Raw genomic sequence first — 14,826 nt, 5'->3', positions numbered from 1 at the left:
CTCGTAACCACTAAACAAAATGGAGCACGGTATGGAGCTGACAGTCACTCACATCCTAAGGAGGTCTTCCTCTTCCTCACCATCTGGTGCCCCCTTCGGATCCTGTCCATCCAGAGCAGCACTGCCACCTTCCGCCGGTGCCGCGCCTCCTCGAAAAGGTACAGCCCGACCTACCATTCATCCCATTGCTACGAAACCACGTGGGCCGGTTCAGACAGCCCCTTTCCCCCTCGTCGATTCTGAGATAAATCTCCCGCAGCTGGCATTAGACCCAGATCACAGGCTGAGTCCAGACACGAACGTGAGGGTCGAAGCGAGCACAGCCCGTTCGATTTTGGTTGTCGAGGATGACCCTGATATCGCGATGGCCCTACAAGACTTGCTCGAGTTTGAAGGATTCCATGTTGACTGTGCGCAGACCTGTCATCAAGCCTTTTCATCCATCGAACAGAATGCCTACCATGCCATCCTTCTCGATCTCGGCCTACCTGACGGAGATGGTTGCTCGATCTTGGAGAAGCTCCAAGTTTCACATCCCACCCTTCCTGTGATCGTCTTAACGGCTTCAAATAGGAACCTAGGATCCCTACGCGCCTATGCCCGTTTGACCAAACCGTGGGAGCGAGACCAGTTGTGTACGATACTTCGCCACGCCATCGGCATGGCATGATCTTCAACACACTCTGAATTAGGAAGGACGATCAAACAAGAAGGGATTTACATCACTTAGACCGGCTGAGGCCTAGAGCTCGCTTGAAGACCGCAGTGAAACCGAAATAGCCGAAGGAGTCTTTGAGGTTGGAATAGAGCCGCTTGACGGTGCCCATCTCAGGATTGGTGACATACTCCATTGTTAAGGCAATCCGTTCCTCACCCTCTCCGAGAGGTGTGACCGCATGCCAGAGTTTATCACCGTTAAAAATCACCATATCCCCCGGCTCAGTCACGAGCTCAAGATGGCGGGGTGGCTTGGTTGGATGGTCCTTGAACAGCTCGCACACCAGCTTGCACTGGACTGACCGATCGACAAGCCCCATCAGAATCGTGTAACGAGCGCCCTTGTAGTATGACGTATCGTAATGAAACCCAATATGGTCGCCCGGTTCAGTGTAGTAGTAGAGGGCGCAGGAATGGGGATCGTTGTCCGGGCAGAACATCAGCTTCGCCTCAACGAGCCGATTCAGGAATGCCCGGAATGACTCGGACCGATAGAGGTCGAGAAAGCGGGGGGCTTTCTCCTGCACGGTATAATAACTAACGCTCCCGCCCTTCTTATGGCCGGGAATGTAGTTTCGATTGAGTTCCGCTTTCACGCCCTGGGCCTGGGGAACAAGCACCTCCTCTACGAAGGCACGAGGCAAGAATTGTTTAATGACGAGGAACTCGTTCTGATCCCAATATTCTTGGTGAAGCCGGTCGAAATCCAAGGCAATGACCGCTTGGGTGACCCTGTCCGTCACATTGCTCACAAGACTCTGCACCTGTCCCAATCCCCCTCGCCAATACGGTTCTCGGTCAATGGTCGTTAGTCATTCGTCAATGAGAAATGCCCCAGGTCATAGTCATGACTATTGATCATCCACCAATGACGCTTACGGCCCATTCAATACCGGAGCCCGGACGACTTCCGCATCCACCGGTGTCTTAAAGTCGAACACCTCATTACCTAATCCCAGGTTGGGTTTCAAGTTCGAAAACTCAAAGACGGCGACGTTGCCGCTGACCTCATGGAGAGACACCGCGCGGATAAAGTAGGTTTTCGGGAAGACCTCAACGACGATCTTCTGAAGATTCTGAGTGGATTCCTGCCCCTTGGCTTTGGGAATCAGCGTGATGAGCGGCATCCCACCGACTCCACGATCTCTTCCCCTGGTAGGCTCAATCTCAAAGGATTCATCCAATTTGGCCGCTCCCTGCAACAGTTCCAATGGCGCCTTGGAGGCAGCCATCTGTGTGAGCTTCCCGACCAGAACCTGCTTATGTTCGGGAACATAGACCTTCACGTCCTCCTGATTCACATAGATTTGCTCAGTCGCTGGATCCAAGTAGTCCCACCGTAAGCGACCGGGCTTTTTAATATAGACCTTGCCGGACGACGTTACAGGCCGTTCAAACCCTTCAATCTTGGTTTTCTGAGAAAAGTCGGCCTGGAGATCCTTCATCTTCTCGTATCGCGCTTGCAGCTGTTTGACGACTTCACGAACCTCATGCAAGGCCTTTTCATCAACCAGTCCGTCTGCCGCCCAGGCCGGCAAGGCCAATAGGACACTCAATGAAACTCCAAGCCACCAGCGCATCATACCTCCGCCGCACCAACTGGGCCGCGCCGTCCAAGCACCTCTCGACGCCCATCACGACCCGCAGCCCCCACAATGCCTTCCGATTCCATCTGTTCGATCATGCGCGCCGCCCGAGGATAGCCGACCCGCAATCGGCGCTGGATCAGCGACGCTGAGGCCTGCCCCGTCGACAGCACTAATTCTTTCGCCTGCTCGTACACCTCGTCTTTCGCCTCTTCCTCAGCCGCCTCCTCCAACTTGAGGGACTGCAGCTCCTGGTTATAGATCGGCAGGGCTTGTTTCTTCACAAACTCCACCACCGAACGGACATCGTCGTCCGACACAAAGGACCCGTGCAGACGCGCAAGGCGTCCGGTTCCAGAGGCCAAATACAGCATATCTCCACGGCCGAGGAGAGCCTCCGCTCCGTTCGCATCGAGAATGGTTCGAGAATCGGTCTTCGACGAGACTTGGAACGCAATACGTGCTGGGAAATTCGCTTTGATCAGACCGGTCAGTACATCGACAGATGGACGCTGAGTGGCCAGCACCAGATGAATGCCGGACGCCCGGGCCATCTGCGCAAGCCGGGCAATCTTGTCTTCCACATCTTTCGGAGCGACCATCATCAGATCCGCCAGTTCGTCGATCATGACGACGATAAACGGCAGCGGTTCAGGCGGCGTCGGTTTCGGCTGCATGCAACCCCGTTCCCCCTCGGCGATCGAGGTTTCACCAGCGGAGAGACGCTCTTCTTCAGAGAGAAATTTCATCGGAAGCTCAGTCTGCTCGACGCTCGGTGCGTTACGTTCAGCAAACACCTCGTGCAAACCGGCGACCTTTCGATTGTACGCATCAATGTTCCGCACACCGGCTTCCGCCAGCAGCTTATACCGCCGCTCCATCTCAGCGACGACCCATCCCAGGCCTCTTGCGGCTGACTTGGGGTCCGTAATCACCGGCCGCAAAAGATGTGGAATGCCTTCATACGATTGGAACTCGAGCATCTTCGGATCAATGAGCAACAGTTTCACTTCACTCGGCTTGGCGGAAAAGAGGATACTGAGTAGCATCGTGTTCAGGCTGACACTCTTCCCAGCTCCCGTCGCCCCGGCCACCAAAAGATGCGGCATCGCCTTCAGGTCCGCCGTGCTGGGCGCACCGAAGATATCCTTACCCAGCGCCAGTGTGAGCCTGGATCGTGCCCGCCGAAAGGCCTCGCTCATGACGACTTCTTTCAAGGACACCGTCTCTCGCGACCTATTCGGCACCTCAATCCCCACGACTGATTTGCCGGGGATCGGCGCGACAATACGAATGCTCGTAGCCTTGAGCGCCAAAGCCAGGTCGTCGGCCAGATTCACAATGCGGGCGACCTTCGTGCCGGGCCCCGGCTCAAATTCGTACATAGTGATGACGGGGCCTGGTCTCACTTCCGTCACAATGCCCTCGATGCCGAAACTCAGCAATGCGCGTGATAAGATCTCGGACTGTGCTTTGAATTCCTCATCCGACATCCGATCCATCGGTCCAGAAGGATCACTTAACAGAATCTCCGGGTCAGGCAGCTGATAGTTTTTGGGCTCGGCTGTCGGCATAACCACTTCCAACTCAGTTGTTTGCGCGTCCCATGTTGGGATTGCGACAGGGAATGGCTGGATGATCGGACCTGGAGGAATCTGGGTTGGGGTCAGCTCCAACTCCTCGATCTCGTCAATGGCTGACTCCTCTCCTCGAGTGACGACCGCTGGCTTGGACGACCTGGCTCGTAACCGTCGATTGCCGATCTCTTTGTCGACCTCAATTGATCGTTCCGGCATCACCGCGAACACCCCTTCGCGAAGAGTGGCCCAATGTTCGGGCATCCGACGCACGGCTTCCGCCAAGGACAGAGGGGTTGTCAGCAAGAGGGAGACCAGGAATCCTGTGATGACCAGAATATGGGCCCCGGTTCCGGCAAAGACGACTCGGAGTCCCTCGGCGATGGTCTGACCAACGACACCACCGCCCATCCCACGGGAAATCATCCCGCTGGTCAGGGTTGGAACCCCCGTCGTTTCAAGATGCAGAAAGGCGCTCAAGAAGAAGACGGCGGCTAAGGAGCTAGCGGCTGTCCGCAGCGTAAAACTCACCGGAACCTGAGAGAAGCACCGAACTCCCAACCGCCCCAGCAGCACAGGAAAGAGATAGGCTGCTCCACCGATACCAAAAAAGAACCCACCGGCCAACAACGCACCGAACGAACCAATGAGATTGCGTGGCGGATCGGCATCCGACACACCAGTCGCCAGCATCTTCGCCTCTCCCGGCACAAACGAGAGGAGGCTCAAGAGCATCAGCAGACTCAGCGCGATCAAAATTACGCCGATCACTTCTCGCTGAATATGAGAAGGGGGAGATGGGGCGCGGCGGGCTTCTCCCCGCTTCGCCGAGGTGGTGGCACCCATGGAACGAATGCTAACACAGGGGCAGGGTCATTTCAAACGAACGCGCATCTGAGTCACCAGCAGTCCAGCGCCCCTGTCAGACCAATCGACCCGTCACAATGGAGCCGATGGCGCTGTGTGCCGAATGATCTTGCCTTCCACCAGATAGACAACCAACTCGGCGATGTTGGTGGCATGATCGGCCACTCGCTCGAGCGACTTGGCGATAAAGCTCAACCGGATGGCACGTGAAATCGTATGCGGATTTTCCATCATGAAGGAGAGCAGTTCACGAAACAACTGTTCCATGAGATCATCGACGAAGTCATCATCCCCGATGACTTTCCTAGCCAGAATGGCATCCTCCTTGACGAAGGCATCGATACTTTCCTTCACCATCACTCGCGCGAGGCTCCCCATCCGCGGGATATCGATGTAGGGCTTGAGTTGAGGCTCTTCGTTCAGTTCGATCGCGCGCTCACAGATACTTTCCGACAGGTCACTGATACGTTCGAGCTCAGTGGACAGTTTCATGGCCGTCGTCACCAACCGCAGATCGCGCGCCGCCGGCTGGTGGAGTGCCAACAACTCAATGCAGGCTTCGTCAATCTCCACATCCATCGCATTCACTTTATGATCTCGTTCGATCACGCGGCAGGCCAGAGCCGCGTCTCGCGTCACCAATGCGGTCAAGGCCTTATCAATTTGGTCTTCTGCGAGGCCAGCCATTCGCGCCAGCTTCGTCTTGAGTTCGGCAAGTTCTTCGTCGAAGTGTCGGTGTTGAGCCATAGTGTCACCCAAATCGTCCAGTGATGTAGTCTTCCGTCTGCTTCTTCGAAGGGTTCGTGAACAACTGCTTCGTGAGACCATATTCGACTAATTGGCCGAGGTACATGAATGCGGTCCGATCCGAGACCCGGGCCGCCTGCTGCATGTTGTGCGTCACAATGACGATCGTCAACTCTTTCTTCAACGAAAACAACAACTCTTCGATGATGCCGGTCGCGATCGGATCTAAGGCGGAGCAGGGTTCATCCATCAAGAGCACATCTGGCTTGACGGCGAGGGCCCGCGCAATGCAGAGGCGCTGCTGCTGACCGCCGGACAAGCCAAGTGCACTCTTATGGAGTCGGTCCTTTACTTCCTCCCATAAGCCGGCTCCTCGGAGACTTCGCTCGACAATCTCTTCCAACACTATCCGATTCTTCAGGCCTTGCAGCCGTGGACCGTACGCAACATTTTCATGGATCGATTTGGGGAACGGGTTAGATTTTTGAAACACCATGCCCACTCGTTTTCGAAGATCCGTGATGTCGATCGCTGGATTAAAGATATCCACGCCGTCGATGAGGATGTTTCCTTCATGCCGCGCACCTTCGATGAGGTCATTCAAGCGATTCATGCATCGCAGCAAGGTAGATTTCCCGCATCCTGATGGCCCAATGAAGGCAGTCACTTGGTTTTCTGGAATATCTAAATCAACCTTGAACAGGGCCTGGACCGGCCCATAGAAAAAGTTGAAGCCCTGCACTCGAAGTTTCGACTTCCCCTGAGCACTGGGCTGAGGCGTCACGTTGGAATAATGAGGGTCCATGCTCTCCATCTCCAGTGAGGACACAGCGGGTGAGAGGGTAGAAACACCGGACGTCACGTCAAACTGCGGACCCAGCATATTTCCTCCTCATTCGATTTCGCAAGAGGATGCCCGTGAGGTTAAGCGTCACCACCACCAGAATCAACACCAATGTGGTGACATAAACCATCGGCTTGGCAGCTTCCACATTCGGTGATTGAAACCCCACGTCATAAATATGAAACCCCAGATGCATGAACTTTCGGTCCAGGTGAATAAATGGCCACGTCCAGTCGATCGGCATAGCCGGTGCCAGTTTGACGACGCCGGTCAACATCAAGGGCGCCACCTCACCCGCGGCACGAGCCATGGCCAGGATCAATCCGGTCAAGATGCCCGGGAGTGCCGTGGGAAGCACGACTTTCCACATCGTTTCCCATTTGGTCGCGCCCAAGCCAATCGACCCTTCTCGATACTCCCTCGGCACGGCTGCCAGTCCCTCTTCCGTTGCAACGATCACGACAGGAACGGTCAACAGCGCCAGCGTCAATGAGGCCCACAGAATTCCACCCGTGCCGAACGTGGGAGTGGGCAGCCGATCAGAAAACCACAGCGCATCGATTGTACCGCCAACGCCGTAGACGAAAAACCCCAACCCAAATACGCCGAAAACGATCGAAGGAACCCCGGCGAGATTATTGACGGCGATGCGAACGGTCCGCACAATGACTCCCTGGCGGGCATACTCCCTGAGGTACAGCGCGCCGATGACCCCAAAGGGGGTCACGACGAAGCTCATGATCATCACCATCAGAACCGTGCCGAAAATGGCCGGGAAGATCCCACCCTCCGTGTTGGCTTCTCGTGGCTCTGTCGTCAGCACCATCCAGACGTTGCCGGCATAGACCCACACCTTCTCCAACTTCGAAAGGTCGTTCGGACGCAAGACTCTCATAACTTGGCTGAGCGCAACGGACTTTTCTCTGCCATTGGCATCAACAACGAGCAACATATACGTGCTCTCTGCCTCGCTTGATTCCGCCTGTCGAAGCAGTGCCGGGAGGGACTGCCATACGGCCTCCGATCCTTCAGCCACACTCTGGTCTTCCTTGCCCAGCGTCCGGAGCCGTCCATAGAAGTTCCCCCACTCGCGCCGCTCTACCATCACGAGATCAGCCGGCGTGGCTCGTTCGACGATCTGATCGGTGTTGATCCAACGATAGTCCAGACCGTACAGATCGCGGTTGCCGATCTTCACTCTGATTCGAGGGACCCCTTTCGGACTCACTTCTTCGCCGGCCAACTGACCGATCACATGTTTTCCGTCCTTCAGTGTCAATTCGACGAGATCAGCCGGCCAAAAATACCCGAACCCGTTGAGGAGGATGAGCACCAAAAGCCCGCCGATCATGAGGAGCGAAATGGAAAGCCCAGCCCCGCAGCCCCAAATGAAGAGCTCACCGCTTGCCATGAAATGCTTGACCCACTGTTTCATCGAATCACTCGTACCCCAAACTTCGTCAGACTTACGTACAACAACTGGACTCTACCCACTAGCCCGGAACGTTACCTTCCATGAATCTTGTCGCACTAGAATTGGCTATATTTCTCCCTGAGCCGCTGTCGAACCAATTCCGCTACCGTATTGAGCAGGAAAGTCGCAATAAAGAGGAGCAAACCCGCCAAAAAGAGTGTGCGATACAAGGTCCCGCCATGTGGCGCTTCAGGGATCTCCACGGCGATATTCGCGGACAGGGTCCGAAACCCGTTGAAGAGGCTCCAATCCATAATCGGTGTATTGCCGGTCGCCATTAACACGATCATGGTCTCGCCAACCGCCCGACCGAACCCGATCATCAATGCCGAGAAGATGCCTGGGCTGGCCGAGATCAGAACGAGATGGGTGAGCGTTTGCCATCGCGTGGCGCCGAGGGCCAAGGACCCGGCGATCAGGTTCTTTGGAACATTGGAAAGCGCTTCTTCAGAAATGCTGTAGATGATAGGAATGATGGCGAATCCCATGGCTACCCCGACCACGATGGCGTTGCGCTGATCATAATTCAAACCGAGATGCGTCTGGAGCCATGGCTTAAAATGACCATCAAACAAGAAGGCCTCCCACCACGCGTTGGTCTCAAGGCACCCCCAGACCACAGCGACGATGATCGGCATCATGAGCAGCGCCTCTGCACCAGGCCGCACACGATGCTTAAGCGAGGCAGGAAGCAGGAGAAAGAGTCCGCTGGAAAGGGCAATGACCAAGGGCATCACCAGGACCATCCCCGTCATGGCGGGAAAGTTTCGCTCCAGGACCGGGGCAAACCAAAGGCCGGCCAGAAATCCAAGCACTACAGTGGGCAGCGCGGCCATGATTTCAATGGTGGGCTTGATCTTCGCTCGGAGATCCGGATGCATGAACATCGCGGTATAGATGGCGGCCAATACCGCCAACGGGACCGCCAGGAGTACAGCATAGATGGTGCCCTTAATGGTTCCAAAGATCAACGGGGTCAAGCTGAACTTGGCTTCAAAGTCGTCCGACCCACTCGATGATTGCCAAACCAGTTCCGGCCGATCATAGCCCTCGTACATCACAGGAGAGAACAAGGTGGCCAAGGTGATTTCTGGGTAGGGATTCGAAATGTCGTAATGCACTAGCTGATCATTTTCGGCGAGACCGACCAGGCCATCCGCCTTGGGAGAAAAATAGGTACTGCGGAGTGCCCCCTGTTGTGGAGCAAGTATCAGCAACGTTTGTTCGGACGTCGAATGGTGCAGACGGATTTCTCCCCCGGCATCGGTCGTGATGAATCCCTTATCGCGCTGGGAAATCGTGATGTCGGTGACCGCACTCTGATGAGGGACAAACCGATGGACACGCGTCATATGGGTCGTATTCGTCGCGGCATGTTCCCGCACGGGCATCCACACGGCAATCTGCCCGGACGCATCGCCGACCACAAGACTCCGGTCACTCATCAAATAGGCCAGTGCGGTAATCGCCTCGGTTCCTTCAGAATCCTGACTGATCTCAACAAGACCGGGCTTCGCCGGTTCCCGGAGATCGAAATGGTAGATCTTGCCCTCTTCCGTACCGACAGCGAGAAGGTCGGCACGACTCGCGAGTGTGATCGCCGTCACCCGACCAGGGATGTTGGAGGTGAGATCGACCTGTGTGATCGAAGCCTCAGCGGTTCCATCGGGACGGGATACGCTTCGGCTCGTGGTGAGCCAGAGATGCTGATCTTGAAGCAGCGCGGCAACTCGAACATCGGAGTCCGTGCTCTGGTATGCCATCTTGGTGATTGGTTGCGGAGTTGGTGCCGCAACCATCGGAGTCCCAACCGTGACGGACGAGGCGATCGAACGTTCGTTCCCTTGGAAGTCCTGCGTGAATTCAATTGCCACAGGGATAACGCGGCCGTCTTCCGTGCCCATGGCGAGCTGGTGCCCCTTCCCCAATGCTCGCGCGAGCGCTGTGACCGAACCATCAGACAACAAGCCTCGCGAAGGAACCTTTGATACGGCGGACTTCCCTTCTTCTAAGAAGACAAACTCTAATGAGTCACCTCGTAGCACATAGGCAAGCTCTTGATGCTCGTCGATGCCGATGAGCGCTGACGTCGAGGGACGCTCAAGCGGGGAGAGTGCAATCGGCTCGGTCAGGGTGGCGTGGGGCGGTTGAAAAAGTGGGATGACTTCTTTCACCAGAAAGATGCACATCCCGAGAATGCAGAGGATAATGCTGATCCCACCGGTCTTGATGATGATGTTGGTCAGCCGATCCGTGATGGACCTGATTTGGCGTCGAGTGAACAGTCCACTCACCAGGGCCGGGGTCGGGGTCGGAATGGAACCCCGTCCTGGGGAGGGTTCTCCTTGAAGAACCGGTATTGGAGTAAGTGGCGGCACGTTCATGCTTTGACTTTCGATGTCCGTTCCAATGTTTCAGCTTTACACTTCTCACAAGATCGTGAGTCGGCGTATGCCTGTTACCGTCTACCACTCCGACAGCCGGCCTTAGACTTATTCGATTTTTGCCGATTCCTTTTCAATCACAGACTGCGGGAGTGGAAAGAAACCATCCTTGATGACGATGGCTTGCCCTTCCTTGCTATAGATGAACTTGATGAACTCTTTGACGAGTGGATCCAGCGGCTTGTTCGGCGCTTTATTGACGTACACCAATAGATGCCGCCAAAGGGGATAAGAGCCGTTCAACGCATTGGTCTGCGTAGGGGCCACGAAGGGTGCTCCCTCTTTTTCAGCCAATGGAAGGACGCGCACACCGGAGGTTAAATAGCCGATCCCACTGTACCCAATCCCAGCCTGATCTTCCGTGATGCCCTGCACCACGGAAGCAGAGCCTGGCTGCTCTTTGACTTCATCTTTATAATCGCCGTTCTTGAGCGCAAACTCCTTGAAAAACCCATAGGTGCCGGAGGCTGAGTTACGGCCATAAATGCTGATTGGCGTGGTGGCCACTTCACCTGTCACTCCCAGCTGGCCCCACTGATCAAGGGTTTGCGACGCCCCAAATCGGCGGGTCTTCGAGAAGATCGCATCGACTTGCGCCATCGTGAGTCCTTGGACAGAGTTGTCCTTGTTGACATACACGGCCAGCGCATCAATGGCGACCGGAAATGCGGTTGGTTTATAGCGGAATTTTCTTTCAAAGGAATCGATCTCAGTATTTTTCATCGCGCGGGACATTGGGCCCAGCTGTGCGGTCCCTTCAATCAAGGCCGGAGGTGCGGTGCTTGAGCCCTTGCCTTCGATCTGAATTTTGACGCTTGGATATTGCTTGCGAAATCCTTCGGCCCACAGCGTCATGAGGTTGTTGAGCGTGTCCGAACCGATGCTGTTGACATTCCCTGATACCCCGCTGACTTTGAGGTACCCCTTCAAAGCCGGATCCAGCACGATATGGTCATCGGCATAGACAGATGGGAGGCCCGAAACAAGAGCTCCAATGAGGGCGATGCAAGTTAGACCAGACTTAGCAGCCGATATGTTCATAAATAGTCCTTTCGTCATCACTGACTTATTCCATTGGCACAATAACCCTGTTGCATTGCCAATACATTACGCGAATGTTACAGGCGTGTTACATAATGCGCACGCTATCTCGAACGGCCTTGATTAAAGGGGCAGGCTGTCGCCTGCCCCTAATCATCATCAGAAGTTATACTGCAACTGAGTCCGGACAATATCCCCTTCACGGATGTTATAGGGAGCGGTCTGCGTGTCGGTACGTCTGCTCCGCGCATAGGCGATCGTGAACTCTAAGGCCTTCGCGATTTGCCACTCCATCCCGACTTCCCATTCCCGAACCACATTGAATGGAGAATTCGTCCGATGCTTCTTTCCACCGCTGTATTCTTGGTACCGCACATAGGGGATAAGGCTGGTCAACCAGGGCTTGTTCACGTCCCACTTATACATCCCCTGGACGTAGCCGCCCTGGACGTCCCCTTCTTCAATGCGAGTTCGGGTCGCGTTCAACTGAGGACCATTGCCCCAGTTCCACTCCGCCTGGAACCCGATCGGCTGCGGATACAGTACAAAGTGCACGCCAACCCGCTCGTCAAGAATGTTCCCGTTATTTTCGACTGTCGGAGTTGCTGCGAGGCCGGTGCCTGAGGGAGTCCCGACGTTGAACGTCCCACGGTACGCATCGACACCGAACTGAATGATCTGTCCGTAGGGCAATTCCATTGGATAGGTGGCATGCAGGACGACATGTTTATTATCATTCCGCTCCGAGACATTGAGAGTTTGGCCATTATAAACTCCGACGCCTAACATGCCATAGTCCCCGGATCCCTTGAGGCCCGACTCGACGAGCTTTTTGAACAGTTTTCTGGTCTCCTTCGGCGTGTAGTAGAGGAAAAATCCAAGATCCCGTTCGCCGTTCACCGCGCTATTGAGGCCGTCGTCCCGGTCGAACGCAAGTCGATTTTGACTGGACTGCAGATTTGCAAACCCAAACGGGACCTTCGACTGCCCGACACGAACCCGCAATTCCTTTTCCTCAAAGAATAGGAAAGGCACAGGCATGAAAATATCGGCATAGGCATCGCGAAGTTGGACAAAGTGATTGCTCTGATCCCCTGTCGTGCCGGGTACAGTGCCGGAAAATTCCGGCTGAATATAAAAGGACAGCCAATCAGTCACGTCGCCCGAAAAGACGAGGCGGACGCGGCGGAAGGCAAATCCGGTATTGTCCCGAATAGTGTTATCGTACTCGCTCCGGATGGATTTATCTCCGGGCAGGTAGGTATACCGGGCTTGGACATACCCCCGAATACTGATCTTATCGAACCATTTCTTGATTGATGCCCTATCGGCAACGATCGCATCATCTCGTTCATGCTCAGCCTTGAGCTTGAGCCATTCTTCCTTCGTAATCTGTCCCTTCTCGTACAGGAGATCCTCAACATTGGCATGAGCCTGATTGGCCTGAAAGATCAACCCGAGACCGAAGACACACACGGCGACCGCAAACCACCATTTCTTCATTCCGCTACCTCCCTCTAGTTGGTCATGTTTCGAATACGTGGCGAGGTATAGTTGAGCAGCGTTAAGATAGTGCTACGGGGTTGTTACCGATTTGTTAAATCGACGATGGCCTGGTGAATGGCAACGACTCACGCAAAGAGTGGGCAGCTGCAGTCAATCCAAAAGGTAGTCTGCTACGGATGAACGAATCATTGAAAACACGCGACCAGCACCATACTGAACCACCTCTTTGGTCAATGGCTGCGGCAGTGCTCGTTATTCTCGGCGCCCCGCTGGTTCTCTACTCTTTCGCTCCAACTAGCCCTGTTCGAGAAGGGGACACCGTCTTCTCAGAGGGTGAACAGCAGGTGCAGATTCGTCAGGCAGCGACAGATCAATCGAATAAGAAGGACAACACCTGTTTACTTGATCCGAACAGTCCGTTGATCGTCCTTCACGCTTCAACCGACCAGGGAGATGGATCGATCATTGCCCATGTTCAAGGCAATCCTGCCGACGAATGGCCTTTTTGCCCCGTACATGCCGAGGTGATATTGAAAACCCATCAAATATTCCAGAAGCCTGCGGTCTTTGGGACGGTACGAGAGGTCTTGGTTGGATGGTTCGGTCGATGAGCGAGGTGCCGTTATCCTTTTAGGCGCTGAGCAAATTGCTTTCGAAACTTCGCAACTTTTGGACCGACCACAAACTGGCAGTAACCCTGAAGGGGATTTTGAGCAAAGTATTCCTGGTGATAAGACTCCGCCTCATACCACGGACTAACTGATACGACCTGCGTGACGATGGGAGCGGTATACAGTCTTTCAGTTATAAGAGATTTAATGAGGTCCTCGGCGGTTTGCTGCTGTTCCGGGGAGGTATAAAAAATCGCTGACCGATACTGAGTACCTGCGTCGTTTCCTTGCCGATTGAGGGTCGTGGGGTCGTGAATGACGAAAAATATTTCGAGCAGTCCTTTATAGGTGATCACGCTGGGATCAAATGTAATACGCACGGCCTCGGCATGGCCGGTCTGCCCCCCACACACCGCTTCATAACTGGGATGGTCTAGGCTACCTCCGATATACCCAGACTCGACCGATTCCACCCCCCTGACCTGGTCAAAAACGGCTTCAAGACACCAAAAACAGCCGCCTGCAAGGATAGCGACTTCCTTCTGAGGTAAGATCGATTGCGATTCAATGCCCATGGTGTGATCGGTCGAGTGAATGACAAGATTCTTGTCGCAAGCGAAGACCGACTACTCCTCATCTTCCTCAATATCCTCAATCCCTTCATAACTCATTTCAGGGAAAGCCGCCGACGCCTTTTCACAGGCGGTTTCAATCATCTCTTCCGCATCTTCCGCCGAATCGGCATCCACCAAGAACTTCACCGTGATTGCATACCTCTGTTCCACCCCCAACTCCTTTCTCTATCCTCATACCATGATTTTTGTATTAGGACTTCAGTCGCACTGTACTTTCCGACAGTTACGGTAGCCATGTCAACCGTGGTCAAGGTCAGGATAGCGCCTGTACAACGCATACGACTACACTGTAGTGTGGGAGAACGACGAGATTGCATCGAATAAATTTCAGGAAATCCTTACGAGAGAGGACCTGTACAGGCTGGAGCGACTTGAAAAGAAGTTACTCGTCTTGTTCGAGTTCGGTGAGTATCGACTTGAGCTTCGCCAGCTCTTCTGGAGTGATACGCGAAAAGGCAATCCCAAAAGTATTGCCATCGACCCAACGCACCGTGGCTTCCTCGATTCTCAATGGCCAATCCAGACCTGGAATGTGGAGTCGGCATTCGAGCGTGGCCCCTTGCATCACTTTAGTATCGCTTTCGATCTTACACCCGCCGGTAGAAATATCCAGAGTTCGTCCCTGCCCCTCCTGCTTTTGCCCCGAGAAGGTGCTGCGGAATTGGGTGGTGAACCGTGGCTGGACCCGCCGATCCTCTGGCAGAGGTTTGGCCGGAGTCTGATCAGAGGGTTTTGACTTGAAGAGAGAACTGAGTTTCTTCAAAGATGAATTCCTTC

General features: G+C 54.6%; 13 protein-coding genes. 2 read left to right on the top strand and 11 right to left on the bottom strand.

Annotated features, from left to right (window positions below; genetic code table 11):
* Nucleotides 1-19 precede the first annotated feature (19 nt).
* Nucleotides 20-670, top strand: coding sequence for a response regulator (locus E8D52_08740; protein ID TKB69052.1), 651 nt, complete (start codon nucleotides 20-22; stop codon nucleotides 668-670).
* Between the two features lie 52 nt (nucleotides 671-722).
* Here the strand turns inward: E8D52_08740 and E8D52_08735 are convergent, their stop codons facing one another.
* The 9 genes from E8D52_08735 to E8D52_08695 form a co-directional block, all read right to left on the bottom strand.
* Nucleotides 723-1,469 (bottom strand): 2OG-Fe(II) oxygenase, encoded by a 747-nt coding sequence (locus E8D52_08735; protein TKB69452.1) that lies wholly within the window; start codon nucleotides 1,467-1,469, stop codon nucleotides 723-725.
* 123 nt (nucleotides 1,470-1,592) lie between these two features.
* On the bottom strand, nucleotides 1,593-2,300 hold the full coding sequence (locus E8D52_08730) for an outer membrane lipoprotein carrier protein LolA (protein ID TKB69051.1): 708 nt from the start codon (nucleotides 2,298-2,300) through the stop codon (nucleotides 1,593-1,595).
* Nucleotides 2,297-4,726 (bottom strand): DNA translocase FtsK, encoded by a 2,430-nt coding sequence (locus E8D52_08725; GenBank protein TKB69050.1) that lies wholly within the window; start codon nucleotides 4,724-4,726, stop codon nucleotides 2,297-2,299. Before E8D52_08725 ends, E8D52_08730 begins: the two co-directional genes overlap by 4 nt.
* Nucleotides 4,727-4,819: 93 nt before the next feature.
* A complete protein-coding gene (gene phoU / locus E8D52_08720; protein ID TKB69049.1) occupies nucleotides 4,820-5,494 on the bottom strand; it encodes a phosphate signaling complex protein PhoU in 675 nt (224 codons plus the stop codon).
* Between the two features lie 4 nt (nucleotides 5,495-5,498).
* Complete coding sequence (locus tag E8D52_08715; GenBank protein TKB69451.1) at nucleotides 5,499-6,308, bottom strand: phosphate ABC transporter ATP-binding protein; 810 nt, start codon at nucleotides 6,306-6,308, stop codon at nucleotides 5,499-5,501.
* 49 nt (nucleotides 6,309-6,357) lie between these two features.
* On the bottom strand, nucleotides 6,358-7,773 hold the full coding sequence (pstA, locus tag E8D52_08710) for a phosphate ABC transporter permease PstA (GenBank protein TKB69048.1): 1,416 nt from the start codon (nucleotides 7,771-7,773) through the stop codon (nucleotides 6,358-6,360).
* Between the two features lie 95 nt (nucleotides 7,774-7,868).
* Nucleotides 7,869-10,196, bottom strand: a complete 2,328-nt coding sequence (locus E8D52_08705) for an ABC transporter permease subunit (protein ID TKB69047.1) — start codon at nucleotides 10,194-10,196, stop codon at nucleotides 7,869-7,871.
* A gap of 108 nt (nucleotides 10,197-10,304) precedes the next feature.
* Entirely contained in the window at nucleotides 10,305-11,297 is a 993-nt protein-coding gene (locus E8D52_08700; GenBank protein TKB69046.1) for a phosphate ABC transporter substrate-binding protein, read from the bottom strand.
* A gap of 159 nt (nucleotides 11,298-11,456) precedes the next feature.
* Nucleotides 11,457-12,800 (bottom strand): porin, encoded by a 1,344-nt coding sequence (locus tag E8D52_08695; GenBank protein TKB69045.1) that lies wholly within the window; start codon nucleotides 12,798-12,800, stop codon nucleotides 11,457-11,459.
* A gap of 113 nt (nucleotides 12,801-12,913) precedes the next feature.
* On the opposite strand from E8D52_08695, the gene E8D52_08690 reads away from it, so the two are divergent.
* The gene (locus E8D52_08690; GenBank protein ID TKB69044.1) at nucleotides 12,914-13,414 is read left to right on the top strand and encodes a hypothetical protein; all 501 of its coding nucleotides are present in this window, start codon (nucleotides 12,914-12,916) and stop codon (nucleotides 13,412-13,414) included.
* A gap of 11 nt (nucleotides 13,415-13,425) precedes the next feature.
* On the opposite strand, the gene msrA is transcribed toward E8D52_08690, so the two are convergent.
* Together msrA and E8D52_08680 are read right to left on the bottom strand one after the other, a co-directional pair.
* Nucleotides 13,426-13,989, bottom strand: coding sequence for a peptide-methionine (S)-S-oxide reductase MsrA (msrA, locus tag E8D52_08685; GenBank protein TKB69043.1), 564 nt, complete (start codon nucleotides 13,987-13,989; stop codon nucleotides 13,426-13,428).
* Between the two features lie 442 nt (nucleotides 13,990-14,431).
* Nucleotides 14,432-14,812, bottom strand: coding sequence for a PilZ domain-containing protein (locus tag E8D52_08680; GenBank protein TKB69042.1), 381 nt, complete (start codon nucleotides 14,810-14,812; stop codon nucleotides 14,432-14,434).
* Nucleotides 14,813-14,826: the final 14 nt, after the last annotated feature.

The sequence above is a fragment of the Nitrospira sp. genome, from assembly GCA_005116745.1.
Lineage (GTDB): Bacteria > Nitrospirota > Nitrospiria > Nitrospirales > Nitrospiraceae > Nitrospira_D.
Note: the sequence above shows the minus strand (reverse complement) of the source record. Positions and strands in the feature narration are given on the sequence as shown.

Bases quoted from the DNA above. Each gene is read 5' to 3' on its own strand.
- E8D52_08730 (TKB69051.1), bottom strand. From the start codon at position 2,300: ATGATGCGCTGGTGGCTTGGAGTTTCATTGAGTGTCCTATTGGCCTTG.
- E8D52_08715 (TKB69451.1), bottom strand. From the start codon at position 6,308: ATGGAGAGCATGGACCCTCATTATTCCAACGTGACGCCTCAGCCCAGT.
- msrA (TKB69043.1), bottom strand. From the start codon at position 13,989: ATGGGCATTGAATCGCAATCGATCTTACCTCAGAAGGAAGTCGCTATC.
- E8D52_08700 (TKB69046.1), bottom strand. From the start codon at position 11,297: ATGAACATATCGGCTGCTAAGTCTGGTCTAACTTGCATCGCCCTCATT.
- E8D52_08725 (TKB69050.1), bottom strand. From the start codon at position 4,726: ATGGGTGCCACCACCTCGGCGAAGCGGGGAGAAGCCCGCCGCGCCCCA.
- phoU (TKB69049.1), bottom strand. From the start codon at position 5,494: ATGGCTCAACACCGACACTTCGACGAAGAACTTGCCGAACTCAAGACG.
- E8D52_08695 (TKB69045.1), bottom strand. From the start codon at position 12,800: ATGAAGAAATGGTGGTTTGCGGTCGCCGTGTGTGTCTTCGGTCTCGGG.
- E8D52_08740 (TKB69052.1), top strand. From the start codon at position 20: ATGGAGCACGGTATGGAGCTGACAGTCACTCACATCCTAAGGAGGTCT.
- E8D52_08705 (TKB69047.1), bottom strand. From the start codon at position 10,196: ATGAACGTGCCGCCACTTACTCCAATACCGGTTCTTCAAGGAGAACCC.
- pstA (TKB69048.1), bottom strand. From the start codon at position 7,773: ATGAAACAGTGGGTCAAGCATTTCATGGCAAGCGGTGAGCTCTTCATT.